The organism is Burkholderia sp. FL-7-2-10-S1-D7 (assembly GCF_001524185.1).
Lineage (GTDB): Bacteria > Pseudomonadota > Gammaproteobacteria > Burkholderiales > Burkholderiaceae > Burkholderia > Burkholderia diffusa.
The window spans coordinates 109,313-133,197 of the sequence record NZ_LOWY01000032.1; the positions used below are offsets into that span (position 1 = coordinate 109,313).

Genomic DNA, 23,885 nt, shown 5'->3' on the forward strand with positions numbered 1-23,885 from the left:
TTCTGGCACCATCTGACGACTTCGCGTGCGGGCCGCGGCCGCGTGCGCACCGCCGTCCCGGCGGCACGATTCGAACCACGATGGAGACACGCGATGCGCGCAGCGCCGCAACCGGAGCACGCCGGCCGAGCACGGCCAGACGCCGGCGCCACCGAATCCGACCGGATGGCAGCATGGCGGCTCGCGATCTGCCTGTCGCTCGGCAGCGCGATCGCGCTCGGCCTCGCGCGCTTCTCGTATGCATTGCTGTTGCCGCCGATGAAGACCGATCTCGGCTGGAGCTTCGCGCAGGCCGGCGCGTTGAACACGGCGAACGCGGCCGGCTACCTGATCGGCGCGCTCATCTTCCCGCTCCTGTCGCGGCGCTGGCGCACCGGCACGCTGCTGGCGGCCGGCTGCGCGCTGACCGCGGTGCTGATGGCCGCATGCGGGGTCACGTCCGGCATGAACGCGCTGCTCGTCGAGCGGCTCGCGACAGGCGTCGGCAGCGCGCTGATCTTCATCAGCGGCGGTGTGCTGGCGGCGCGGCTCGCGTCCGCGTCGCCGCGCGATGCGGGGCTGCTGCTCGGGCTCTATTACGGCGGCACGGGGTGGGGCATCGTCGCGTCGTCGCTGCTCGTGCCCGCGACGCTCGTACATCGCACGCACGGCTGGCAACCGGCGTGGTTCGCGCTCGCGGTCGCGTGCGTGCTGTTCTCGGCGATCGCCGTGGCGGCGGCGCGTCGCATCGAGCATGCGCACGCGGCACCGGCCGTGCGGCGCGACGGCGCTGCGCCGGCGGCGAGCACGAGCCCCGCGCGCTTCGCGCTCGCGCTCGCGGGCTATGGACTGTTCGGCGTCGGCTACATCGGCTACATGACGTTCATCGTCGCGCTGCTGCGCGGCACGGGGATGAGCGGCACGGTCGTGTCCGCGTTCTACGTGATGCTCGGCGTCGCGACCATCGTGTCGGCGCGGCTGTGGTCGGGGTTGCTCGACCGGATGCGCGGCGGCCAGGCGCTGGCCGTGCTCAATGCGTTGCTCGGCGTGGCGACGCTGATGCCGGCGCTGTTCGCGCATCCGGCGGCCGCGTTCGCGTCGGGCGTGCTGTTCGGCGCGACGTTCCTGTCGGCGGTCGCGTCGACGACCGCGTTCGTGCGCCACAACCTGTCGCCGGAAGGCTGGGCGAAGGGCATCAGTGCGTTCACGACGATCTTCGCGTTCGGGCAGATCGCCGGGCCCGTCGCGATCGGCTGGGTATCCGACAGCGCGGGGCTCGCGCGCGGGCTCGTGTATTCGGCGCTGACGCTGTTCGCGGGCGCGGCGCTCGCGGCGGGACAGCGCGCGTTGCGGGTGTCTGCGTAGCCGGCACCTCCGCCCCGGTCACATCCTCGGAAAAAGGGCGTGTCATCACGCCCGCAAATGAGGGTCGCGGCGCGCACGGCCGTGCGCGCGCGCCGACGTCATCCTTCATCCGCGCGAACGGGTACAACTCCTTCAGCACCGGTTATCCCGTCGGTGCGCTGAGCGTCGGCACGCTGGCGTCGCGCCTCGGTGACGACCGGATGCCGATGGTCGTCGAACTGCTCAGGCGCCAAGCCGACGCGATCGGCCCGCGCACGAACCCGTTCGATGCCGCATTGCGGCGGCCGATGCACGGGCTATCCGGGAAAACCGCATAGCCGCCGCATAGCCGCATCACGCGTTGCCGTTTCGTCAGCTTGTTTACACACGCCATTCACGTCTGAGCAAAGTGCGCCACGTCACGTGGGCCTCAAGGCTTTCCGTTTGCTTGCAGTCGCGTGCTTTTCCCGTCCACCTCCGCTTCGTTCGTCTCCATTCGATTTTCAACTGCCGGCCAGTTGAACATTTCATTTCTTGATGCGATTGCGGCTGGATACCATCCATCCACTGTCTATACAAGCCGACCGGCGCGTATGGCCAGCATCGAGAAAACACAACACAACATCGACAAGACGGTTTGGAGAGGAGAAGACGGAGATGGTGCGAACGATGGGCAGGAAGACGGGCGTCGCGTGCATGAGCGCGGCCATTGCGATGATGTTCGCCGGCGCCGCGCACGCGCAGTCGACGGTGACGCTGTACGGGATCGTCGACGCCGGCGTGACCTACACGAACAACGCGAAGGGCCATGCGCTGTGGCAGTTCACGGGCGGCAACGAATCGGGTCCGCGCTGGGGCTTGATCGGCACCGAGGATCTCGGCGGCGGCCTGAAGGCGAACTTCCGGCTCGAGAACGGCTTCAACGTCGCGAACGGCGCGCTCGGGCAGGGCGGCCGGATGTTCGGCCGCTCGGCATGGGTCGGCCTGAGCGGCGCGAACTGGGGTGCGGTGACGCTCGGCCGCCAGTACAACTCGACGCAGGACATCCTCGGTTCGCTGCAGATGAGCAGCTTCCTCGCGCAGTACTCGACGCATCCGTTCGACAACGACGACATCAACAACACGTTCCGCACCAACAACGCGGTCAAGTACGTGTCGCCGACGATCGCGGGCCTGCAGGCGAATTTGATGTACGGGTTTTCGAATTCGACGGGCTTCTCGAACGACAACACGTGGAGCGCGGGCGTCACGTACGCGAACGGGCCGCTGAACGCGGGTGCCGCCTATGCGCGCGTGAACCATCCGGCGGCCAGCGCGACGGGCGCCGTCGCGTCCGACAACTACTACCCGGGCTCGGCGTCGGTGTTCGGCGCCGGCCTGTCGAACGCGGTGCGCCAGCAGATCTGGGGCGCGGGCGGCAGCTATGCGATCGGGCAGGCGACGCTCGGGCTGCTGTACACGGGCTCGAACTTCGGCCAGGCGACGGGCGGCGCGCTGCGATTCAGCAATTACGAAGGCAGCGTGCGCTACCTGATCACGCCCGCGTTGATGGCCGCGGCCGGCTACACCTATACGAAGGTCGCGCGCGGCGGCGACGACGGTCATTACCAGCAGGTGTCGGCCGGCGTTCAGTACCTGCTGTCGAAGCGCACCGACGTGTATGTGAACGGCTTCTACCAGAAGGCGTCGTCGGGTGTGGGCCATGCGTGGATCGACGGCACCGACGGCCCGTCGTCGACGACGTCGCAGGTGGCGGCGGTGGTCGGCATCCGCCAGAAGTTCTGATGCCCTGACGCGTTCGCGCGTCTTCCGGAGGAGACATAGATGAAATTCAAACTGTTGCTGGCGGCGTTGCCGTTCGTCGGGATGTACACCGGCGGCTTGATCGCCGAGGGGCGGCCGCTGCTGTTCGGCCTGCCGTTCCTGCTCGTATGGAACCTGATCTGGATGGCGGCGACAGCCGCGATCCTCGCGGTCCTGTTCCATCTCGACGAGCGCGGCGAGGGCCATCAGGCCCGCGACGGCCGCACGGGAGACGCGCGATGAACGCATCGATCCTCATCATCGCGGCGTTCGCCGTGTTCGCGCTCGCGATCGGCGTGATGGCACGGCGCGGCCGCAAGCTCACGCTCGAACAGTGGGCGGTCGGCGGACGCGGCTTCGGCTCGCTGCTCACGTTCCTGCTGATGGCCGGCGAGGCGTTCTCGACGTTCTCGTTCCTCGGCGCGAGCGGCTGGACCTACAGCAAGGGCGTGCCTGCGTTCTACATCCTGTCGTACGGGTGCCTCGCGTTCGTGATCGGCTACTGGATGCTGCCCGCCGTGTGGCGCTATGCGAAGGAGCGCGGGCTCGTGTCGTTCGCCGATTACTTCGCGTCGAAGTACGACAGCCGCGCGATCGGCGTGCTGGTGTCGGTGGTGGCCGTGTTCGCCATGGTGTCGCTGCTGATGATCCAGCTGCGCGGCCTCGGCGTGATCGTGTCGGAGATGTCGTACGGGCTGATTCCGCAATCGGCCGCGATCTGGATCGCCGCGTCGCTGATGGCGGTCTACATGGTCGTGTCGGGCATTCACGGCTCCGCGAGCATCGCGATCTTCAAGGACGTGCTGATCCTCGCGATCGCGATCTTCCTCGGCCTTTATCTGCCGATGCACTATTACGGCGGCCTCGGCGAGATGTTCGCGAAGATCGACGCCGCGCATCCCGAACTGCTGCGCATGCCCGAGCACGGCTTCAACCTGAGCTGGTACAACTCGACGATCCTGCTCACGTCGCTCGGCTATTACCTGTATCCGCACGGCTTCACCGCGATCTACGTCGCGAAGGACGAACGCGCGCTACGCCGCAACGTGATCCTGATGCCGCTGTACCAGGTGCTGATCGCGTTCCTGTTCCTCGTCGGCTTCGCGGCCGTGATGACCGTGCACGGGCTCGAAGGCGCGCAGACCGACCTCGCGCTGCTGCGCCTCGTGAAGCAGACGTTCCCCGCGTGGTTCGTCGGCATCGTCGGCGGCACGGGCCTGCTGACCGCGCTGGTGCCGGGCTCGCTGATCATGCTGAACGCATCGACGACGATCGCGCGCAACATCTATCGCGAAGGCTTCGCGCCGAATGCGACCGATCGCGAGGTGACGACCGTCGCGCGAATCGCGCTGCCGATCTTCACGCTGGTGGTCGTCTACTTCGTGCTGCGCGGCGGTGCCACCTTCGTCACGCTCGCGATCTTCTCGTCGAGCCTGCTCACCCAGCTCGTGCCGATGCTCGCGTCGAGCTTCCTGAAGCGGCCGTTCGGCACGCGGGAAGGGGCATTCGCCGGGATCGTCGCCGGTGCGATCGTGATCGCGATGACGAACTACTACGGCGTGACGCTCGCCTCGCTGTTTCCCGGCGCATCGAGCACGTTGACGTCGATCAACCCCGGGCTGGTCGCGCTCGCCGTGAACGCCGTCGTGTTCATCGCGATCAGCGCGGCGCAGCGCAAGCTGAAGGCGCGAGTGGCGGCACCGGTCCGCTCCGCATGACGTCAAGATCGACATGCCGCCGTCGAGCCGCCGGGCAGCCGCCCGGCGGTTTTTCCGTTCGGCTCCCTAACCATTTCGCATTCAAACAGGAAACCAGACGATGACGACCGATGACAAAGCAGACGACCGGCGCGAAGCAATCGATACGCTGATCGCGAACGGCTGCGTGATCACGATGGACCCGCAGCGGCGCGTGATCGAGAACGGCGCGGTTGCCGTGAAGGGCGATCGCATCGTCGCCGTTGGCGACACCACCGCATTGCAGGCGCGTTTCCGTGCCGCGCGCACGATCGACGCGCGCCGCAAGGCCGTGCTGCCGGGCCTGATCGACTCGCATGCGCACGCGGGCCACGCGATGCTGCGCACGATCGGCGGCGCGGACGGCGATGCGTGGTCGGCCGCGGCCGAGACCATCTATACGCGCGCGTCGGACGAGGCGTTCTGGGAAACCGAATCGCACCTCGCGGCGCTCGAACGGCTGAAGGCTGGCGTGACGACGGGCGTGTCGCTGCTCGGCGGCGGCAACTCGATCATGCGCGTCGACGATCCCGTCTACGCGCGGCGCCATTGCGATGCGGTCGTGCGTACCGGCACGCGCTCGATCGTGGCCGTCGGCCCGTCGCGCCCACCCGCGCCGCGCGCGTACACGCGCCACGGGCCGGATGGCAGCGAGACGCGCGACGTCGACTTCGACACGATGTACGACGTGTGCGAGCGCATCGTCGACGCATGCCATGGCGATGCCGGCGGCCGGATCCGAATCGCGCTCACGCTGCCGGTGTACGGCCCCGAGCACGACCCCGAAGCCGCGCGGTACGAGCGCGACTTCCGCGACCAGGCGGCGCGCTACGGCGCGCTGGCGCGCGCACGCGGCCTGACGTTCACACAGGACGGGCATCGCGCGGGCACGCTCGCGTTCGCGCATCGCGAACTCGGGTTGCTCGGCCCGACGTCGTTCATGTCGCACAGCATCGACCTGACCGACGACGACATCGCGGCGTGCGTCGAAACCGGCACCGCGATCGTCCACAATCCGAGCGCGATCATGTCGATCATCGGCCGCTGCCCGGTGCCCGAGTTGATCGATGCGGGCGTGACCGTCGCGATCGCGTCGGACGGCGCGGCGCCAGATCGCGGTTACGACATGTTCCGTCACATGTGGCAGTGCATGCACTACCATCGCCGCCACTTCCGCGACCCGGACGTGCTGCCGCACGGCAAGGTGCTGGAGATGGTGACGATCGACGCGGCGAAGGCGCTGTCGCTCGATCACGAAATCGGTTCGCTCGAAGCCGGCAAACTCGCCGACGTCATCCTCGTCGATCTGTTCCGCCCGCACATGATGCCGATGAACATGCCCGTGTATCGCGTGACGTGTTTCGCGAACGCGGCCGACGTGTGCATGACGATGGTCGGAGGGCGCGTGCTGATGGAGGATCGCCGCGTGTTGTCGGTCGACGAGAACGCGATTCTCGAGCGCGTGACGACGGTTGCGGAGACGATGATCGCGCGCAGCGGGTTGCGGCACCTGCTCGATGAGCCGAAGACGCTGTGGGGGCGCAGTCATTACTGAACGACGCCGTGGCGGCAGGGGTTTGCGCGGTGCAATGACGGCGAGGCTGGCCCGGTTCGGGCCGGGTTTTTTTCTGGTTTCGCCGGCGACGGACATGCTAGGATTTCCGTCAAACAACTCCGGAGACTGCTATGCCGTTCATCTGCGAAAACGTTGAATGCCGCGCCGTGCTGGCTCGCGGTCAGGTCAAGCCGAGTCGCGAAGAAGCAGGGTGGTGTTTCTACTGCCCGGACTGCAAGACCAGGAACGAGTTGACGATTGCCGGCGTGCCGGACGGTCCCGTCGAGTGGCATCAGCCGGAGAGAGCCAGTCCCCCGCACAAGGTCGTCGCGACGGCGCGCCCGCTGGAGGACGGCGGGTTCGCAGCCCAGCTGCGCGTTCAGCGGGCGCTCGCCGTGAAAGGAACCTACGCGGCCGAAGAGCGCTGGGAGCAGCTCGGCGTATTCCCCGACGCGCAGGAGGCCGTCGCGCACGCGAAGTCCTTCGCGATGGATCTGCTGGCACGGGCGGCCTAGGCGCGAGCGGCCCGCCGGACGATCCACATTTTGCCGGCAACGACACCGGGCCGCGGCCCGGGTGTCGTGCCGTGCCGGCAGGCCCGACGCCGGTCGGGCCGGTCACGTCACGCCACCGCCGCCTCTCGAAGACGGAACTGCGCGACGGCATCGCTCAGTCGCGCGCTCTGATCCTCGAGCGACAGCGCCGCGGCGGCCGCTTCTTCCACCAGTGCGGCATTGCGCTGCATCGTCTGCTCCATCTGGATGACCGCGGCATTCACCTGCTCGATGCCGGCGGATTGTTCGTCGAATGCGATGCTCGTTTCGCCCATGATCGCATTCACGCGCTCGACCGCGGCGACGAGTTCGTTCATCGCCGAGCCGGCGAGCGCGACGAGGCCGCTGCCGTCTTCGACACGCTGCGCCGAGTGGCCGATGAGTTCGCGAATCTCCTTCGCCGCCGACGCGCAGCGCTGCGCGAGCCCGCGCACCTCGGTTGCCACCACGGCGAAGCCACGCCCCTGTTCGCCCGCGCGTGCGGCTTCGACCGCGGCATTCAACGCAAGGATGTTCGTCTGGAATGCGATGCTTTCGATCACGCCGACGATGCCGGAGATCCGCGTGGAGCTGTTCGAGATTGCCGACATCGTTTCGACGACGCGCTGCATCGCGTCGCCGCCTTTCGATGCGATGCCGGCCGCGCCCTGCGCGTAAGTGCGCGCATCGCGCGCGTTGTCCGCGTTCTGCCGCACGGTCGCCGTCAGTTGTTCCACGCTCGCCGCCGCCTGTTGCAGCGATACGGCCTGCTGCTCCGTGCGCGCGGACAGGTCGACGTTGCCGCTCGCGATCGTGCGGGCGTCGCCGACGATCGTCTCCGTGCTCGAGCGCACCTGATTCACCGTTGCGACGAGGCCGTCCTGCATCCGCTTCAATGCAGTCAGCAAATACGCCATTTCGTTTTCGCCGGGAATGACGACCGTGCCGGTCAGGTCGCCTTTCGAGATCCTGTCGAAATGCGCGACGGCGAGATGGATCGGCGCGATGATCGCCTTCGCGAGCACGCGCTGCGCCAGGAAGCCGACGATCAGCGCGAACAGGGCGACCGCCGCCATCGCCCACACGATCCGGTGGAAGCGCTCGCCGGCCGCATCGTAGCGCGCCTTCTGGCGTGCGACCTGGAACGATTCGAGCGCGTCGATTGCTTCCTGATAGGCGGTGAAGAGTGCCGGCGGCGCAGTGCGGTGCGTGTCGAGGAAGTCGAATGCGTTGTCGTGATCGAGTTGCGACATCGCCTTCAGGAACACCTGGTCGAGCAGCGTGCGACGGCGATTGCTCAGTGTGTCGAACAGCGTTTGCTCGTCGGCGTCGCGCGTGTGCAGGCGCGTGTACGCGTCCAGTTCATCGTCGCTCTGCTTGAGGAGCGTGTGCAGTTGCGCGATTTCCGCCTTCGCGGGCTGGCCGGCGCTGATGATCTGCGCGACGTCGCTCACGCGTTCGCGTAGCACGAGCATGCGCTCCGAGCTGGTTTTCAGGTGCAGCAGCGACGCGGTGTCGTCGCGGTACATCGCTTCGAGCGAGCCGTTGCCCGCGTAGAGGGCGGCGATGCACGCGCCGACGACCAGCACGAGCAGCGCCGTGTAGCCGGCGATGGTCGCGACGAGTCCGCCGCGGATGGTGAGTTTTCGCATGACGTTCCCTTGCCTGCGGCCCGACGGACGGCCGACGGCGGATGTGGATTCCGGATCACGAACGACGACGGCGCGCCGCATCGAAATGCGGGGCGCCAGGGTTGCGAACGGGTTAACGGCAGGCGTAGCGCGGAGGTTTTATCTGCACGCGACGCGAATCTGGACGAATGCGACAGAAGGGCGGTGGTGGAGGGCGGATGCGTTGCCGTCGTGAACGGCGTGCCGACGGCCGAGGCCCGCATCGCCGCCGCGAAGCGATGCGCACGCGCCGTTGGCGATCGCGAGCGGGCGGGAGGCGCTGCGCACGGCCGTCGCGCGTTCGCCGTCGTCCGATGCTTTCATCGCGGCGCATCGTTCGCGCAACATGTCGATCGCGCGGTTGTCGTCAGACGCTCGAGCGGCGCAATTGCACAACCCGCCGGTCAAAAAGAACTCGGCGAACCGATTGCTGAAAGCAGGAACGGGGCATCACGCTCGCACGCGACGCCCCTTCGCATCGGCAGGCGGCCGCAGCCGCTCGCATCCGTCAGTTGTAGATATCGAACGAGAAATACTTCTTCGCGATTCGCTGATACGTGCCGTCCTGAATCAGGCTCGCGAGCGCCTGGTTGATCTGCTTGCGCAGCGCGTCGTCATCCTTGCGCACGCCGATCGCGGAGCCGACGCCGAGCGTCTTCGGATCGTGCAATGGCGGCCCCGCGAATTCGAAGTTCGCCCCCTTCGCCGTCTTCAGGAAACCGAGATCGGCCTGCACGGACGATTGCAGCGACGCGTCGAGGCGGCCCGCAATCAAATCCTGATAGACGAGATCCTGCGTCTGGTACGTGCGCACGATGACGCCCTTCGGTTCCCAGTACGTGCGCGCATAGGTTTCCTGCGTCGACCCCTGCTCGACACCGACGCTCTTGCCGGCCAGCGACCCGGCCGTCGGTTGCAGGTTCGAGCCGCGTCGCGCGACGAGGCGCGGCGGCACGTTGTTGATCTTGTCGGTGAACGCGATCTGCGCGAGGCGCTTTTCGGTCACGCTCATCGACGACAGCACGCCGTCGAACTTGCGCGCCTTCAGCGCGGGGATCATCCCGTCGAAGGCGTTCTCGACCCACACGCAGCGCACCTTCATGCGTTCGCAGATCGCGTTGCCGAGATCGATGTCGAAGCCGACGAGCTTGCCGTCCGGTGCGAGCGATTCGAACGGCGCGTAGCTGGGATCGACGCCGAGGCGCAGGACGGCCGGGTCTTTCGCGGCGGCGGCGCCTGCCGTCAGCGCAAGCGCGACGGCGATGACGAGTTTTTTCATGATTGTCTCCATGATCGATTGATGTGGTGCGCGGTGAAGCGAATGTTCGGCCGGTGGGCGTGACAGCCCGCGCCCGGCCATGCGCGGGCGGCTGGAGGGGCGCCGGCAGATGCCGGCGATCGTCCGGATCAGGGAATCCGGTGGTTCGGTGTCAGTGCGCGGCGCTGGCGATGCACGCCATGCTGCGCCGGTAGCCGTCGGGGGAGAACGCGGCGTTCAACGCGGCCATCGACGCGATCACGCCGACATGCAGCCACCACGCGATCGCGAAGCCGCCGCCCGCGTCGCGCAGCCAGCCGATCAGCCAGGGGCTCGCGGCGACGATCAGGAAGCCGATGCCCTGCACGAACGCGGCGAGCGCGCCCGCGAGCCGCGCATCGGGCAAGTGGTCGAGCGTGACGATCAGGCTCATCGAGAAGAACCCGCCGAGCCCGACGCCGACGCTCGCGACCGACAACCACGGCGCGAGCGCGGGCACCGTCGCGAAGCCGACGAAGCCGACCGCCTGCAACGCGAGGGTGAGCCACAGCACGGGGCGGCGATCGTGCGAGCGTTTCGCGAGCAGCGGCATCGCGAGCGCGCCGGCCGCCTGGAACAGCGCCATCCATGCGAGCTGGTTGCCGCTCGCTTGCGAGCTCATGCCGACGCTGCGATAGAACGCGGGCAGCCACGCGACGAGGCTCGCGTAGCCGGTGTTGCTGAGGCCGAAGAACAGCGCGAGTTGCCATGCGCGCGGAATCCGGACGAACGCGGTGACGGGCGCCGATACCGTCGCGGCGTGCACCGCGTCGCGCGGCGCCTTCGCGCGCCACAGCGCGAGCGTCACGAGCGCGGGCACGGCCCAGACGGCGAGCGACAGATGCCAGCCGCCGTGCGCGGCGAGCCACGGGCTCGCGACCGCGCCGAATGCGCCGCCGCCGACGAGCGCCGCCGAATAAAGCCCCATCGCGAGCGGCAGCCGGTCGGCGAACCAGCGCTTGGCGAGGCCCGGCGCGAGCGACTGGACCACCGCGACGCCCGCGCCCGCGACGACCGCCGTGACGACCAGCCCGGTGCTGTTTCCGGTCCACAGCCGCGCGATGCAGCCCGCGGCGATCAGCGCCAGCGCGGTGGCGAGCGCGCGCTGCTCGCCGACGTGTCGTGCAAGCCCGACGCCGACGCCGGCGACGACGCCCATCAGCACGAACGGCAGCGTGGTCAGCAGCGCGGCCGCGCGGAAACCGAGGCCCGTGTCGGCACGCACGATGTCGAGCACGGGGCCGAATGCGGTCAGGAACGGACGCAGGTTGAGGCCGGCGAGCACCAGCAACGCGAGTGCGCCGCAGGATACGGAGGCCGCGTGCGGGCGGGAAACGGCGTGTGCGGTGCCGGGGTCGGTCATCGGAATGCTCCAGGGGCCAGTGGCCTTGTGATGCGATGCCGAAAGGGTAAAGGCGTGCTTACCCAGGTGAAAATTAAATATTCGACTGGGTGTCAGTGCGGAATGCGATGGCGGGGCGCGGTGTGACGGGGCCCGATGGGCGACGCCGTCGGGGCGGGCGGCGTGGCCGTTTCGGGCGCGGTGCCGCGTGCGATGCCGAGGGCGGCTCCGGGCGCAAATTCGACGCGCCAGGCGGCCGGCACGTGCGGCCCGTCGTCCCGTTCGCGGGCTTTTTCACGCGCGGCGACGTGTGTCCGGATGCGCGGGATGCAGCGGATGCGCGCCCGCCCGCCGCACCTCATTCGCGCCTCATTCGACCGGATGCAGATCCTGCAGCAGCGTCGGCACGAGCTCCGACACGGTCGGGTGAATGTGCATCGCACGGCTGATCGTCGTGTACGGCGCGCCGGCGGCCATCACGTCGAGCAACCCGTGCACGACTTCGTCGCCCGTCACGCCGAGGATCGACGCGCCGAGGATCGCATGGGTGTCCGCGTCGACGATCACCTTCATGAAGCCCTGGCTCTCGCCTTTTTCGACCGCGCGGCCGACCCGCGTCATCGGCCGCGTGCCCACCAGCAGCCGGCGGCCGGTCTGCCTCGCTTCCGCGAGCGTCATGCCGACGCGGCCGAGCGGCGGGTCGATGTACATCGCGTACGCGGTGATGCGGTCGGACACCTTGCGCGGATCGTCGTCGAGCAGGTTGGCCGCGACGATTTCGTAGTCGTTGTACGCGGTGTGCGTGAATGCGCCGCGCCCATTGCAGTCGCCGAGCGCCCAGATGCCGGGCACGTTGGTGCGCAGCTGGTCGTCGACCGTGATGTAGCCGCGCGCGTCGACCGCGACGCCTGCCTGCTCGAGACCGAGATCGTCGGTGTTCGGCACGCGGCCGACCGCGAGCAGCAGGTGCGAGCCCGCGACCTCGCGGCGGCCGCCCGTGCAGTCGAGGCCGACCACGACGCCGTCGCCGTCGCGCCGCGCGCTCAGGCAGTTCGCATCGAGCTGCACGTCGATGCCTTCGTTCGCGAGAATCTCGTGCACGGCCTGCGAGACGTCCTCGTCCTCGCGACGGATCAGGCGCGACCCTTTCTCGACGATCGTGACCTGCGAGCCGAAGCGGCGGTACATCTGACCGAATTCGAGCCCGACGTAGCTGCCGCCGACGATCACGAGATGCTCGGGCAGGAAGTCGACGTCCATCATCGTCGAGTTGGTCAGGTACGGCACCGAGTCGAGGCCCGGCATCGGCGGGATTTGCGCGCGCCCGCCGACGTTGATGAAGATGCGGCCGGCTTCGAGCACTTCGTCGCCGACGCGTACCGCGTTCGCCCGCTCGAATCGGGCATGACCCTGAAACACGGTGGTGTTGTCGAGCCCCCGCACCCATTGCTCGACGCCGTGGTTCGAGCGGCCTGAGATCTGGTCCTTGCGCGCCTTCACGGCCTTCATGTCGACGCTGACGGTGCCGACCGACACGCCGTATTCGGCCGCACGACGCGCAAGCTGCGCCGCGTACGCGCTCGCGATCAGCGTCTTGGTCGGAATGCAGCCGGTGTTCACGCAGGTGCCGCCGAAGCGGCCGCGCTCGATGACCGCGACTTTCATGCCGGCGCCCGCGAGCCGCGCGGCGAGCGGCGGACCGGCCTGGCCCGTGCCGATGACGATCGCGTCGAAGTGTTGCGTCATGACGTCCTCCTGCGCTGGTTCAACGTGGGAAGGGGGGCGCGCAAGACGCATGCCGCGTCGGCGCGCGCCCGAACGGCGACGAGCGCTTATGGTAGACCGGTTGGCAGGGGGAGGCGAGTTGCGTCGATGCAAGCGGCGGAACCTTGTTCGCCCACGGTTTTTCAGTCCGTGCGCCGCCATTGGCCGAACGTCACCGGCCGGTGCGCATCGGCGCGCATGACGGTGACTTCGTCGGGCTTGTCGTCGAGCGGAAACGATTCGGTGTAGATCTCGCTGGAGAACAGCCAGTCGTGGGTGCGCGGGTCGTAGCGAAACGTCACGTAGTCGCTCCAGTGCTGCCCGCACGCGACGAAGTTCTGCACGGTGAAATAGCGGCCTTTCACCGAGAGGCCGCTGTCGGCGGCGTCTTCGGGATCGAACGGATCGCACTGGCCGCCTTCGTTCGCGCGCAGGACCACGTGGTCGTTGCGCGCGGCGAGCCGGTACGCGTGATCGGGCCGTTCCTCGAAGATCAGCAGCGGGCGGGGCGACGGCTGCCCGCGCGAATCGGCCGCGCGATGCACGACGACGAGAAAGCTCCGCCGTCCGTCGCCGAGGTCCGGCCCTTCCTGCGCGACGAACGGCTGGTAGCCGGACGGCAGTTGCGCCGCGATGGATTGCGGCAGGCCGTCGGCCCGTGCGCCGGACGACAGCGCGGCGAGCAGCGCGAGGAGGGCACGGTGCGCGGTCGTGTCCATCACAGATCCCGCCCGAGAAACTCGGTGCCGGGCACCGGATTGAACGCAACGGGCGGTGCCGGCGTGAAGCCGAGCGAACCATACAGTTGCCTTGCGGCGACGAATTCCGGCAGCACGTCGAGACACATCCGCGCATAACCGGCCGCCTTCGCGTCGCACAGCAGCCGCTCGACGAGCTGGCGGCCGACGTTCAGCCCGCGCGCTTCGGGACGCACGTACACGCGCTTCATCTCGCACGTCGTCGCGTCGATTTCGCGAAACGCCGCGCAGCCGACCACGCGCCCGGCGCGCCACGCGAGCAGCAATTGCCCGCGCGGCGCCGCGTATTTGCCCGGCAGCGCGGCGAGTTCCGGCTCATAGTCCTGGAACGCGAGGCTGACCGTGGGGCTCGCGATGTACTCGCGGAAAATCGCTTCGACGACGGCGGCATCGTCGGGATAGCGGGCGGCGCGAATCTCGATCATGGGGGCGTGGCGCGATGGCGGGAACGGCACCCAGCATAGCAGTGCGCGGATGCTTCCGGCGGCCCGCGAAGCGTGCCAGAATCGTGGACTTCACCGTCGGGAATCGACACGCAGGCGCCGGCGCTTCGGCGTCGCTGATCAAGGAGACTTCGATGACTGCATCGGCTGCCGTACTCGCCATTCTGGCCGCGCTGTGGCTTGGCGCGATGATTCCGGGCCCGAGTTTCGTGCTGGTCGCCCGCAATTCGATCGGGCTGTCGCGCCGCGACGGGCTGGCGACCGCGCTCGGCATGGGTGTCGGCGGGATCGCGTTCGGCGGCGTCGCGCTGGCCGGGCTCTACACGCTGCTGCAGGCCGTCGAATGGCTGTACGTGGGACTCAAGCTGGCGGGCGGCGCCTACCTGATCTACATGGCGTCGAAGATCTGGCGCGGCGCCGACCGGCCGATCGCGATGGAAGATGCGCAGGCCGTCGTCGCCGGCAGCGCGCGCAAGTCGTTCTGGATCGGCCTCACGACCCAGCTCAGCAATCCGAAGACGGCGATCTGGTACGGCAGCATCTTCGCGGCGCTGTTGCCGCAGCATCCGCCGCTCTGGTGCTACCTGGCGCTGCCGCCGCTCGTGTTCGGCGTCGAATTCGGCTGGTACACGATCGTCGCGCTGTGCTTCTCGACCCGCCGGCCGCGCGAACTCTACCTGCGCGCGAAGAAGTGGGTCGACCGCGTCGCGGCCGGCGCGATCACGCTGCTCGGCCTGCGGCTGATCCTGAACGCGCCGAAGGCGGGGATCTGACGGCAGGCGGTGTCGCCGGGGGCGCGCCGCCGTTGCATTCCTGACAGGCATGCCGCCACGGCCGCTCATTCCGGCACATGGCGTGGCGGGCGCAGCCACGGCCCCGACTCACCGCGCCCTGCGCGCGCCAAGCGCGCGTCACACCGCCGGAAACCGTTCGAGCAGCGCCGCGAACCGCGCGTCATCCGGAAACGCCGTCACTTCATACCGCACCGGCTGGTGCGCGGTGGCCTTCATCAGGTCGCCGCATGCGTCCCGCAGCGCGGCCATCGGCACGTGGGCCGACTGCCGCGTCGCTTCACGATAGAGCACGACGATGTCCGTCTCGGGCAGCAGCGTCGGCACGCCGTCGCTCCACACGCCGACGCTGAACAGCTCGCCCGTCTGCCGCCGGTACACGGTGTACGACGCCACGAAGACGTCGGTGCCGTCCCGCTTGTGCAGATCGTCCAGCAGCGTCCGCTGATCCTGATAGTCGCCGGCGAGTTCGTCCACGCGCAGCGCGTGCAGCTTCACTTCCAGCCCTGGCGGGACGAAATTCCGCCACGCGGCGCCGTCCCAGCGCAGCATCAGCGGCGGCAGCGGACGCGGCTGCGCGCGCGCCTGTTCCGCGAGTTCGACCATCGTCGCGAGCCCGGCCGCGTTGCGGTCGCCGGTGAGCAGCAGCACGGCACGGTTCGGCGCCATCACCACCGGCGCGCCGGAGATCGGCTGGCGGTGCAGCAAGTCGGTGAGCAAGAGCCGCGCCGCGTCGTAGTAGTCGCCGAACTGCGACAGGAACACGCCGTCGCGCAACGCGGCCCACGGCGCCGACGACGCACCGCGCAGGTTGTCGATCGCAATGTCGCATGCCTCGTCGAAGCTGACGCCCCATTCGGCGAGCCGCGCGCTCGTCAGCCGCGCGACGCTGAATTCGCCGTCGTACGCGATGCCGATCTCGAGGTTCTCGCACAGCGTCCGGAACGCGACTTCCGACGCGGCGGGCTGTCCGGCGAGCTGCAGCGCGACCGTGCCGCGCTCGGTCGCGCTGCGGATCACGGGGCGCAGCCGTGCGCGGACGTCCGCGAAGTTGGCCGGAATCTCGTGCTGCATCATCGCGCTTGCCTGGCGCTGCAGCGTCGCTTCGCGCTCGGCCGGCTTCGCGTCCGCATAGTCGCGGAACAGGTTGTGCAGGTTGATGATGTTCGACGGGACATCCGCTTGCACGAGACGGCCCTTGTCGTCCTCGTGAAGCCACTCGCGCGTGTCGCCGGTCGCGCGCAGCGCGGCGATCAGGCGGTCGGCGAAGTCCTGCCGGGTAGGCGGTTTGCTGAAGCGCTCGCGCAGGCGCGCGACGAAGTCGGAAAGCATCGTGAGCGGTCGGGCAGGCCCGTCTGTCATCAGTCGTTGTCATGGGCGGCGGCGCCCGTCTCCCGGGGCGCCGCCTGCGTCCCGCGGATATCGGCCGGATATCCATGGTGCGGGCGGCCCGCGCGCCGGTTGCAGGGCGGCGCGGGCCCGCATCGGGCGCGATTCGCGCGGCGGGTGTCGCGATGTTACCGCACGTCCGTGACGGAATCGCAAGCGGGCGAACAGGATGGTCTGGCGTGAACCGGCGCCCGCCCGGGGGCTTCGGAAGGCGTCCGGATGCGTGGCCAGCGCCGCGCCGGCGCACCGGGAAACCCCGGCGATCGGCCCGCGAGCCTTGTGCTGCGGGCGTTCGCGCCGGTTGCGCGGCGTACCGGGCCGAGCCGCTTCCGCGATTCTGGCGGTCGACCTCCCGACGACGTGTAAACTGCTGCCTTTTTTGACGGTTTGCAGCATGGTGCAAGCACCCCCGCGCCCGGCACTGAGCGGCCCGACGCTCGTCCGGCTGCTCGCGCGCCTGACCGATGCCGACGTCGCGGAATCCCGGCTGACGCTGTCGGACCGCCTGAGCCAGTGGCTCGGCTGGACCGACGCGATCACGCTGTCGTCCGCGCTGAATGCGAGCCCGCCCGGCGTCGCGGCCGGCGTGCGTGGTTACGACGCGGAGCGTGACTGCGCGCGCGTGCGCCACGACCTCGCGCAGGCGATCACGGCCGCCCTCCGCCCGCGCACGCGGCGGCGTCCCGGCGAGTTGCCGCCGCCGTCCGCCGACGCGGCCGACTTCGCGGATTTCCGCCAGAGCTGTCTGTCGCTCCAGCAGGAAATGGAGACCGCGATCGGCCAGTTGCGCGGCCGCTTGCGGGTCGCGGTCGCCGCGCGTTCGTCCGGGATGGCGCGGCTCGCGGCGCTCGACGCGATCATGGAGCGAGTGCTCGGCGCGCGCGAGCGCAGCCTGCTGTCCGCCGTGCCCGCGCTGCTCGGCACGCGCTTCGAGCGGCTGCGCGACGCGGAACGGCAGGCACTGGCCGACGCGCAAGCGGCGGCCGATGCCGATGCCGATGCCGAGGGCGACGCACCGCCCGCCGCGGCGATCGTGCCCGGCACGTGGCTCGACACGTTCCGAAACGAGATGCAAAGCATCCTGCTCGCCGAACTCGAAGTCCGGTTTCAAACGGTAGACGGGCTGCTCGCGGCCCTTCGTACCTGCTAATCCCTACGCTATGTCCAGAATTCGTCTTGATCTCGTTGTCTTCATCGCCGGTCTGCTCGCAGTGTGCTGGATCGGCATCGGCTATGTCGCGTCGAACCCGCTCGCGACGGCCGTCACGCTGCTGATCGGCGCGTGCTACGTCGCCGGTGCGTGGGAACTGCAGCGCTACCGGCAGGCCACCGTCACGCTGTCGCGTGCGGTGGCCGGCCTGACCGAACCCCCGGCGACGCTCGACACGTGGCTCGATACGCTGCCCCCGGGCCTGCGCGGTGCCGTGCGGGCACGCGTCGAAGGCGCGCGCGTCGCGCTGCCGGGCCCGTCGCTCACGCCGTATCTGGTCGGCCTGCTGGTGCTGCTCGGCATGCTCGGCACGCTGCTCGGGATGGTCGTGACGCTGAAGGGCACGGGCGCCGCGCTCGAAAGCGCGACCGACCTCGACGCGATCCGGGCCTCGCTGATCGCGCCGGTGAAGGGTCTCGGCTTCGCGTTCGGCACGTCGATCGCGGGTGTCGCGACGTCCGCGATGCTCGGGCTGCTGTCCGCGCTCGTGCGCCGCGAACGGCTCGACGCGGGCCAGCAGCTCGACGCGAAGATTGCGACGACGCTGCGCGTGCATTCGTCCGCACACCAGCGCGACGAATCGTTCCGGCTGCTGCAGCGCCAGGCCGACGTGATGCCGGCGCTGGTCGACCGGTTGCAGACGATGATGACGACGCTCGAGGCGCGCAGCGTCGCGCTGCACGATCGCCAGATCGAAAGCCAGCAGGCGTTCTTCGATCGGACCGAGCGCGCGTATGCCGGCCTGGCATCGAACGTTGGCGATGCACTGAAGGAAAGCGCCGCCGAGAGCGCGCGCGTGGCCGGGGCCGCGCTGCAGCCGGTCGTCGCGGCGACGATGACGGGGCTCGCGCAGGAGATGGCCGCGCTGCGCGACACCGTGACCAGCGCCGTGCAGCGTCAGCTCGACGGGCTGACCGACGGTTTCGAGAAGACCACCGGGAACGTGACGGCCGTCTGGAATCGCGCGCTCGACGAACAGCGCCGCGCGGGCGATGCCGTCGCGCAGCAGTTGCAAACGACGCTCGGCCAGTTCACCGACACCTTCGCGCAGCGTTCGGCGGACTTGCTCGACGGCGTCGCGACGCGCCTCGAATCGACCGAAAGCCGGCTGTCCGACGCGTGGCGCGATGCGCTCGCGCGCCAGGAACAGGTCGGCGAGACGCTGGCCGGCCAGCATGCGCACGCGCTCGGCGAAGCCGCCGCGACGTTCGAGCGGCATTCGAGCGCGGCGCTCGCCGCGATGCGCGAGTCGCATGCGGGGCTGCAAACGCAACTGGCCGCGCGCGACGAGGAACGCCTGTCTGCGTGGAATGCATCGCTGGCTGCGATGGCAGCGAAGCTTGGCGACGAATGGCAGCGCGCGGGCGCGCACAGCGCGGGCCGTCAGCAGGAAATCTGCGATGCACTCGCACAAACCACGCGCGATCTCACGGCGCAGGCGTCCACGTTCGAGCAACGCTCGAACGACCTGCTGGCGACGATTCGCGAATCGCACACGGGCCTGCAAACGCAACTGGCCGCACGCGACGAAGAGCGTCTGGCAGCATGGAACGATTCGCTGGCCGCGATGGCAGCGAAGCTCGGCGACGAATGGCAGCGTGCGGGCGTACACAGTGCAGGCCGTCAGCAGGAAATCTGCGACGCGCTCGCGCAAACGACGCGTGATCTCACGGCGCAAGCGTCCACGTTCGAGCAACGCTCAAGCGACCTGCTGTCGACGATTCGCGAATCGCACACGGGCCTGCAAACGCAACTGGCCGCGCGTGACGAAGAACGTCTGGCGACGTGGAGTGCTTCGCTGGCCGCGATGGCAGCGAAGCTCGGCGACGAATGGCAGCGCGCGGGCGCGCACAGCGCGGGCCGTCAGCAGGAAATCTGCGATGCACTCGCACAAACCACGCGCGATCTCACGGCACAAGCGTCCACGTTCGAACAACGCTCGACCGACCTGCTGGCGACGATTCGCGAATCGCACACGGGCCTGCAAACGCAACTGGCCGCGCGCGACGAGGAACGTCTGGCGGTATGGAACGATTCGCTGGCCGCGATGGCAGCGAAGCTCGGCGACGAATGGCAGCGCGCGGGCGTACACAGCGCAGGCCGTCAGCAGGAAATCTGCGACGCGCTCGCACAAACCACGCGCGATCTCACGGCACAAGCGTCCACGTTCGAGCAACGCTCGACCGACCTGCTGGCGACGATTCGCGAATCGCACGCCAGCCTGCAAACGCAACTGGCCGCGCGTGACGAAGCACGCCTGTCCGCATGGAACGACTCGTTGGCCGCGATGGCCGCCACGCTGCGCGACGAATGGGCGCAGACGAGCGCACAGGCCGCGGCGCGCCAGCAGGACATCTGCGACACGCTGGCCCGCACCGCGAACGACATCACCGCCCAGGCGCAGGTGCACGCGAGCGACACGATCAACGAAATTTCGCGCCTCGTGCAAGCCGCGTCGGAAGCGCCGAAGGCCGCGGCCGACGTCGTCGCCGAACTGCGCCAGCGCCTGTCCGACAGCATGGTGCGCGACACCGCGATGCTCGACGAGCGCAGCCGCCTGCTCGCGACGCTCGAGACGCTGCTCGGCGCGGTCAACCACGCGTCGACCGAACAGCGCACCGCGATCGACGCGCTCGTCAGCACGTCGGCCGACCTGCTCGACCGCGTCGGCGCGCGCTTCAACGACACCGTCGATGCCCAAACGCGCAAGCTCGATTCAGTGGCCGCGCAGGTCACGGCGGGAGCGGTCGAGGTCGCGAGCCTCGGCGATGCGTTCGGTGCGGCCGTGCAGGTGTTCGGCGAATCGAACGACAAGCTGCTCAACCACCTGCAGCGCATCGAGGCCGCGCTCGAGAAATCGCTCGCGCGCAGCGACGAGCAGCTCGAGTACTACGTCGCGCAGGCGCGCGAGGTGATCGACCTGAGCATGATGTCGCAGAAGCAGATCGTCGAGGATCTGCAGCAGATCGCCGGTCGGCGGGCATCGGTCGGAGCGTAACGCATGCACGACGAAATCGACGACGGCGCGCCTTCCGCGCCGGTGTGGCCCGCGTTCGCCGACCTGATGTCGGTGCTGCTCGGCGCGTTCGTGCTGGTCCTCGTCGGCGTGATCGGCATGCAGCTGCAGCTCACGTCGAAGCTCGAGGAAGCCGTGCGTGCGCGCCAGCAGGAGGCGCAGCAGCGCAAATCGCTCGAGGAAGCGCTCGCCGGGCCGCTCGCGGCAGGCCGCGTGACGTTCGTGAACGGTCGGATCGGCATCAGCGGCAGCGTGCTGTTCGCGCTGAATTCCGACCAGCTGCAGCCCGACGGCCGGGATCTGCTGAAGACGCTCGCCGCGCCGCTGGCCACGTACCTGAAGACGCGCGACGAGATCCTGATGATCAGCGGCTTCGCCGACGACCAGCAGGTGCGCGCCGGCAACCGCCAGTTCGCGGACAACTGGGAACTGTCGGCCAAGCGCGCGCTGACGGTCACGCGTGCGCTGATCGACGCCGGCGTGCCGGCGCCGTCGGTGTTTGCGGCCGCGTTCGGCTCCGAGCAGCCGGTCAGCTCGAATGCGGACGATGAAGGCCGCGCGAAGAACCGCCGCGTGGAGATCGCGCCAGTGCCGCGCAAGACCGCATCGAGCGGAGGGCGGGCAAAGTGACGGACGACGCGACGCACGTGCGCGCGACGCTCGACGCGTGGCGCGAGCAGGGCGCCGACCGGCTCGATCCGGTGCGCTTTCATCGGCTCGACGCGCTGGAGAAGCGCGCGGCCGCGCTCGACGGCGACGCGCGCGCCCTGCTCGATGCGCGGCTCGCGACGCTGCTGGAAGAGTTTGCGGAGATTGTCTCGCGAGCCGGTGAAACGGCAGCCGCGAGCGAGACGGCGCAAGCAACCACACCGGCGCCCGCGCGCAGCCTGCTCGGCGGGCTCGTCGAGCAGCTCGCGCGCGACGCGCAGGCCGACAGGCGCGGGATCGATCCCGCGCTGATCGATTACTTCCGCACGATGTGGTCGAAGGTCCGCACCGAGCAGCAGTATCGCCAGTCGCTCGACCAGGTGCCGCGCAACGCGGGACCGCTCAATTCGAACAGCCTCGTGCATCGGTCGCTCGCGACGATGCGCGAGTTGTCGCCGGAATATCTGCAACAATTCCTGTCGTACATCGATGCGCTGGCGTGGCTCGAGGATCTCGCCGGCGGCGGCGCGCAGCCCGAGAAGGAAGCGCCGCGCGCGAAGGCAGCGAAGCCGGCGAAACCCGCGCGGAAGACCACGCGCGCCAAGGCGCGATAACACACGCTTTCAGCCACGTCGGTCGTCGCCTAGCGACCCGGCGCCTGCGCGTCGATCGCCGCGCGCAGTGCATGCAACGCGTCGGTCAGCGCCGAAGCGAACGGCGGATGCGCGGCGATGCCCGCTGCGTCGAGCTGGCTGCCGAGGATCGGCACCGTGATCGACGCGCGCTCGACGATGCACGCCGACATGACGCACAGCGTTTCGCGCAGCGCCGCGTCCGCATGCGTCGCGCGCGGCGACGCGTTCAATACCGCGACCGGCTTGTACACCACGGCTTCGCATCCCACGATCCAGTCCAGCGCGTTCTTCATCACGCCCGTCACGCCGTGCGCGTATTCCGGGCTCGCGATCAGCACGCCGTCCGCGGCGTTCAGCCGCTCGATCAGGTCGCGCACCGCGGCCGGCGCTGGATATTCGGTATCGGGATTGAACAGCGGAAACTCGCCGAGACGATCGAAACGCGTGATGCGCATCCCGCGCGGCGCGACGCGTGCGGCTGCATCCAGCAGCGCCGCGTTGTACGACTGCGCGCGAAGGCTGCCGCACAGCGCGACGATGTCGATGCGGCGCTCGGAATCGGTTCGGGGTACGGTGGTCATCGAGGAGCGTCGGGAATGGTGGCTTGCGCGGCGACGCTGCGCGGCTCCGACGGATTATCGCATCGGTGCGTGAGCGACGTGGCGCGCGTTCGCGACGCGGCGCAGGTGCTGCCATTCGCGTCCTTCCTGCGGAAACTTCACGTCCTGACGCGCCGCGGCGAGCGTATCGATCATCCCGGTTGCGCGTGCCAGGTCACCAAGTGTCCATCCATTGCCGAGCAACAGCCGGCGCGTATGCAGCGCGCCGTACACGTCGTCCGCGACGGCTTCGCCGAGGTAGCGCAGCGCGCGGCCTTCGACGTCGACGAAGCCGTGCCGGTAGTCGTGCGCGAGCGCGGTCCACAACTGCGCCGCGCCGATCGACTGACGTGCGCCGCTGATCAGGCACAGGCCCGCGTCGAGCCCCCAGCGATACAGCGTCGTCGCGAGCCCCTTGCGTTGCGCGGACCCGCGCAGCCGCGTATGCGGCGCGCGCAGGTAGCGGTCCGCGCGGCGCGGCAGTTCGGGCAGCCGGTTGAAGATCGTGTAGCCGGCGAGCTGCCGGGCCGACGGATCCTCGACGTAAAGGAAGTATTCGCCGTCGGCCTCGCGGTGGCGGACGATCAGGCCCGAGTCGCCCAGCGCGACGGCCGGCAGGCCGTGCAGGCGATGGCCCGGCTGGTGCAGACGCGCGTAGAGCGTGTCGAGTTCATCGTCGATGTCGTGCTGGGAATGCTGTACGTCGATACGCATGGCAAAAGGCGCCCGTCCCGGGCGCATCGGGAAAGAGGTTCATCGCAATGGGAAAGGAAATGGCAGCGGCCCCCGGGCTCGGCGAGCGAGCCGGGACCGCGAATCAGCTGGGGATGTGCTGGAAACCGGCGGCGATCGCGGCGAGGCCCGCGATGCAGAGTGCGAACAGGATCAGGACTTTGTGGATCACGCCTCTCTCCTCATGAACGCGCGGCGCCGAAGGGCGGTGCCGCGGAGACGGTGACGGCGGGCACGGCCCGCGCGCAGACGGTCAGCACCATACGCGACGGGCACGGGGCGGGCAACCGGACTGCGGGAGAAAAGCGACGAAACGCGGGGAATCGGGGTGTTTCGCGACAATTGGTCGCAAGGGGCCGTGTGGAGCCTCGGTGCGGTTTCGCGAACCGGGCGCGACGTACGATCCTGCGTGTCCGTTTGGGGCGCGAGTTCGGATTCGCCGTGCACTTCCTTCTCGTGCTTGGCGCGTTCGAGCCGCGACGAGCTGCGGCTCACTCAGCGCCAACCCCCTTCTGGGCGGACTTGGCTTTCGAGGCCTTCAATCGGTTCGGCATGGTGTCCAGATGCTTAGAGACGGTTTCATAAAGGCTGTTCGGCGCGCCGGAGGGTATTCCAGCAGATCAGGCAGCAACCGAGTTTTA

Annotated in this window: 20 protein-coding genes and 1 pseudogene; 12 read left to right on the top strand and 9 right to left on the bottom strand. The window is 68.9% G+C overall.

Going from position 1 to position 23,885, the window contains the following annotated elements; all coding sequences use genetic code 11:
• Positions 1–93 precede the first annotated feature (93 nt).
• The 7 genes and pseudogenes from WS75_RS14850 to WS75_RS14880 all read left to right on the top strand — a co-directional run bounded on the left by WS75_RS14850 (position 94) and on the right by WS75_RS14880 (position 6,932).
• A complete protein-coding gene (locus tag WS75_RS14850; RefSeq protein ID WP_059681154.1) occupies positions 94–1,344 on the top strand; it encodes a YbfB/YjiJ family MFS transporter in 1,251 nt (416 codons plus the stop codon).
• A 137-nt stretch (positions 1,345–1,481) separates the two neighbouring features.
• A pseudogene (locus WS75_RS34575) lies at positions 1,482–1,661 on the top strand (IclR family transcriptional regulator); the annotation flags it as partial.
• A gap of 331 nt (positions 1,662–1,992) precedes the next feature.
• Positions 1,993–3,108, top strand: coding sequence for a porin (locus WS75_RS14860; RefSeq protein WP_059681176.1), 1,116 nt, complete (start codon positions 1,993–1,995; stop codon positions 3,106–3,108).
• Between the two features lie 39 nt (positions 3,109–3,147).
• Entirely contained in the window at positions 3,148–3,369 is a 222-nt protein-coding gene (locus tag WS75_RS14865; RefSeq protein ID WP_059681156.1) for a DUF3311 domain-containing protein, read from the top strand.
• Positions 3,366–4,844, top strand: a complete 1,479-nt coding sequence (locus WS75_RS14870; protein ID WP_059681157.1) for a sodium:solute symporter family protein — start codon at positions 3,366–3,368, stop codon at positions 4,842–4,844. Before WS75_RS14865 ends, WS75_RS14870 begins: the two co-directional genes overlap by 4 nt.
• Before the next feature lie 100 nt (positions 4,845–4,944).
• Positions 4,945–6,417, top strand: coding sequence for an amidohydrolase family protein (locus WS75_RS14875; protein ID WP_059681158.1), 1,473 nt, complete (start codon positions 4,945–4,947; stop codon positions 6,415–6,417).
• A 131-nt stretch (positions 6,418–6,548) separates the two neighbouring features.
• Positions 6,549–6,932 carry a hypothetical protein gene (locus WS75_RS14880; RefSeq protein ID WP_059681159.1) on the top strand — a complete coding sequence of 128 codons (384 nt, stop codon included), beginning with the start codon at positions 6,549–6,551 and terminating at the stop codon, positions 6,930–6,932.
• Positions 6,933–7,039: 107 nt separating this feature from the next.
• On the opposite strand, the gene WS75_RS14885 is transcribed toward WS75_RS14880, so the two are convergent.
• The 6 genes from WS75_RS14885 to WS75_RS14915 form a co-directional block, all read right to left on the bottom strand.
• Positions 7,040–8,602, bottom strand: coding sequence for a methyl-accepting chemotaxis protein (locus WS75_RS14885; protein WP_059681177.1), 1,563 nt, complete (start codon positions 8,600–8,602; stop codon positions 7,040–7,042).
• Between the two features lie 526 nt (positions 8,603–9,128).
• Complete coding sequence (locus tag WS75_RS14895; RefSeq protein ID WP_059681161.1) at positions 9,129–9,899, bottom strand: ABC transporter substrate-binding protein; 771 nt, start codon at positions 9,897–9,899, stop codon at positions 9,129–9,131.
• Positions 9,900–10,050: 151 nt separating this feature from the next.
• Positions 10,051–11,280 (bottom strand): cyanate transporter, encoded by a 1,230-nt coding sequence (locus tag WS75_RS14900; RefSeq protein ID WP_059681162.1) that lies wholly within the window; start codon positions 11,278–11,280, stop codon positions 10,051–10,053.
• A 348-nt stretch (positions 11,281–11,628) separates the two neighbouring features.
• Positions 11,629–13,005: an FAD-containing oxidoreductase gene (locus tag WS75_RS14905; protein WP_059681163.1), complete on the bottom strand. Its 1,377-nt coding sequence runs from the start codon at positions 13,003–13,005 to the stop codon at positions 11,629–11,631.
• A 161-nt stretch (positions 13,006–13,166) separates the two neighbouring features.
• Positions 13,167–13,742 carry a hypothetical protein gene (locus tag WS75_RS14910; protein WP_059681164.1) on the bottom strand — a complete coding sequence of 192 codons (576 nt, stop codon included), beginning with the start codon at positions 13,740–13,742 and terminating at the stop codon, positions 13,167–13,169.
• Positions 13,742–14,206 carry a GNAT family N-acetyltransferase gene (locus tag WS75_RS14915; protein WP_059601347.1) on the bottom strand — a complete coding sequence of 155 codons (465 nt, stop codon included), beginning with the start codon at positions 14,204–14,206 and terminating at the stop codon, positions 13,742–13,744. Before WS75_RS14915 ends, WS75_RS14910 begins: the two co-directional genes overlap by 1 nt.
• Positions 14,207–14,358: 152 nt before the next feature.
• Between WS75_RS14915 and WS75_RS14920 the strand changes: the two genes are divergently transcribed.
• A complete protein-coding gene (locus tag WS75_RS14920) occupies positions 14,359–14,997 on the top strand; it encodes a LysE family translocator (protein WP_059601350.1) in 639 nt (212 codons plus the stop codon).
• Between the two features lie 138 nt (positions 14,998–15,135).
• Here the strand turns inward: WS75_RS14920 and WS75_RS14925 are convergent, their stop codons facing one another.
• Positions 15,136–16,347: a hypothetical protein gene (locus WS75_RS14925; RefSeq protein ID WP_059681165.1), complete on the bottom strand. Its 1,212-nt coding sequence runs from the start codon at positions 16,345–16,347 to the stop codon at positions 15,136–15,138.
• Between the two features lie 451 nt (positions 16,348–16,798).
• Here WS75_RS14925 and WS75_RS14930 point away from each other — a divergent pair, with 451 nt between their 5' ends.
• From WS75_RS14930 to WS75_RS14945, 4 genes are read left to right on the top strand one after another with little or no spacing between them, the layout of a single operon-like run.
• Entirely contained in the window at positions 16,799–17,554 is a 756-nt protein-coding gene (locus tag WS75_RS14930; protein ID WP_059681166.1) for a DUF3348 domain-containing protein, read from the top strand.
• 10 nt (positions 17,555–17,564) lie between these two features.
• Entirely contained in the window at positions 17,565–20,612 is a 3,048-nt protein-coding gene (locus WS75_RS14935; protein WP_059681167.1) for a DUF802 domain-containing protein, read from the top strand.
• Between the two features lie 3 nt (positions 20,613–20,615).
• Positions 20,616–21,260: an OmpA family protein gene (locus WS75_RS14940; RefSeq protein ID WP_059681168.1), complete on the top strand. Its 645-nt coding sequence runs from the start codon at positions 20,616–20,618 to the stop codon at positions 21,258–21,260.
• Positions 21,257–21,892: a DUF2894 domain-containing protein gene (locus WS75_RS14945; RefSeq protein WP_059681169.1), complete on the top strand. Its 636-nt coding sequence runs from the start codon at positions 21,257–21,259 to the stop codon at positions 21,890–21,892. Before WS75_RS14940 ends, WS75_RS14945 begins: the two co-directional genes overlap by 4 nt.
• A gap of 29 nt (positions 21,893–21,921) precedes the next feature.
• On the opposite strand, the gene WS75_RS14950 is transcribed toward WS75_RS14945, so the two are convergent.
• On the bottom strand, positions 21,922–22,494 hold the full coding sequence (locus WS75_RS14950) for an NADPH-dependent FMN reductase (RefSeq protein WP_059681170.1): 573 nt from the start codon (positions 22,492–22,494) through the stop codon (positions 21,922–21,924).
• A gap of 54 nt (positions 22,495–22,548) precedes the next feature.
• Complete coding sequence (locus tag WS75_RS14955; protein WP_179948912.1) at positions 22,549–23,226, bottom strand: histone acetyltransferase; 678 nt, start codon at positions 23,224–23,226, stop codon at positions 22,549–22,551.
• Positions 23,227–23,885 lie beyond the last annotated feature (659 nt).

Excerpts from the sequence above, each read along its gene's own strand:
- WS75_RS14885 (WP_059681177.1), bottom strand. The coding sequence starts at position 8,602 with ATGCGAAAACTCACCATCCGCGGCGGACTCGTCGCGACCATCGCCGGC.
- WS75_RS14880 (WP_059681159.1), top strand. The coding sequence starts at position 6,549 with ATGCCGTTCATCTGCGAAAACGTTGAATGCCGCGCCGTGCTGGCTCGC.
- WS75_RS14860 (WP_059681176.1), top strand. The coding sequence starts at position 1,993 with ATGGGCAGGAAGACGGGCGTCGCGTGCATGAGCGCGGCCATTGCGATG.
- WS75_RS14850 (WP_059681154.1), top strand. The coding sequence starts at position 94 with ATGCGCGCAGCGCCGCAACCGGAGCACGCCGGCCGAGCACGGCCAGAC.
- WS75_RS14910 (WP_059681164.1), bottom strand. The coding sequence starts at position 13,742 with ATGGACACGACCGCGCACCGTGCCCTCCTCGCGCTGCTCGCCGCGCTG.
- WS75_RS14900 (WP_059681162.1), bottom strand. The coding sequence starts at position 11,280 with ATGACCGACCCCGGCACCGCACACGCCGTTTCCCGCCCGCACGCGGCC.
- WS75_RS14920 (WP_059601350.1), top strand. The coding sequence starts at position 14,359 with ATGACTGCATCGGCTGCCGTACTCGCCATTCTGGCCGCGCTGTGGCTT.
- WS75_RS14940 (WP_059681168.1), top strand. The coding sequence starts at position 20,616 with ATGCACGACGAAATCGACGACGGCGCGCCTTCCGCGCCGGTGTGGCCC.
- WS75_RS14935 (WP_059681167.1), top strand. The coding sequence starts at position 17,565 with ATGTCCAGAATTCGTCTTGATCTCGTTGTCTTCATCGCCGGTCTGCTC.
- WS75_RS14950 (WP_059681170.1), bottom strand. The coding sequence starts at position 22,494 with ATGACCACCGTACCCCGAACCGATTCCGAGCGCCGCATCGACATCGTC.
- WS75_RS14915 (WP_059601347.1), bottom strand. The coding sequence starts at position 14,206 with ATGATCGAGATTCGCGCCGCCCGCTATCCCGACGATGCCGCCGTCGTC.
- WS75_RS14865 (WP_059681156.1), top strand. The coding sequence starts at position 3,148 with ATGAAATTCAAACTGTTGCTGGCGGCGTTGCCGTTCGTCGGGATGTAC.
- WS75_RS14875 (WP_059681158.1), top strand. The coding sequence starts at position 4,945 with ATGACGACCGATGACAAAGCAGACGACCGGCGCGAAGCAATCGATACG.
- WS75_RS14870 (WP_059681157.1), top strand. The coding sequence starts at position 3,366 with ATGAACGCATCGATCCTCATCATCGCGGCGTTCGCCGTGTTCGCGCTC.
- WS75_RS14895 (WP_059681161.1), bottom strand. The coding sequence starts at position 9,899 with ATGAAAAAACTCGTCATCGCCGTCGCGCTTGCGCTGACGGCAGGCGCC.
- WS75_RS14925 (WP_059681165.1), bottom strand. The coding sequence starts at position 16,347 with ATGCTTTCCGACTTCGTCGCGCGCCTGCGCGAGCGCTTCAGCAAACCG.
- WS75_RS14905 (WP_059681163.1), bottom strand. The coding sequence starts at position 13,005 with ATGACGCAACACTTCGACGCGATCGTCATCGGCACGGGCCAGGCCGGT.
- WS75_RS14955 (WP_179948912.1), bottom strand. The coding sequence starts at position 23,226 with ATGCGTATCGACGTACAGCATTCCCAGCACGACATCGACGATGAACTC.
- WS75_RS14930 (WP_059681166.1), top strand. The coding sequence starts at position 16,799 with ATGGTGCAAGCACCCCCGCGCCCGGCACTGAGCGGCCCGACGCTCGTC.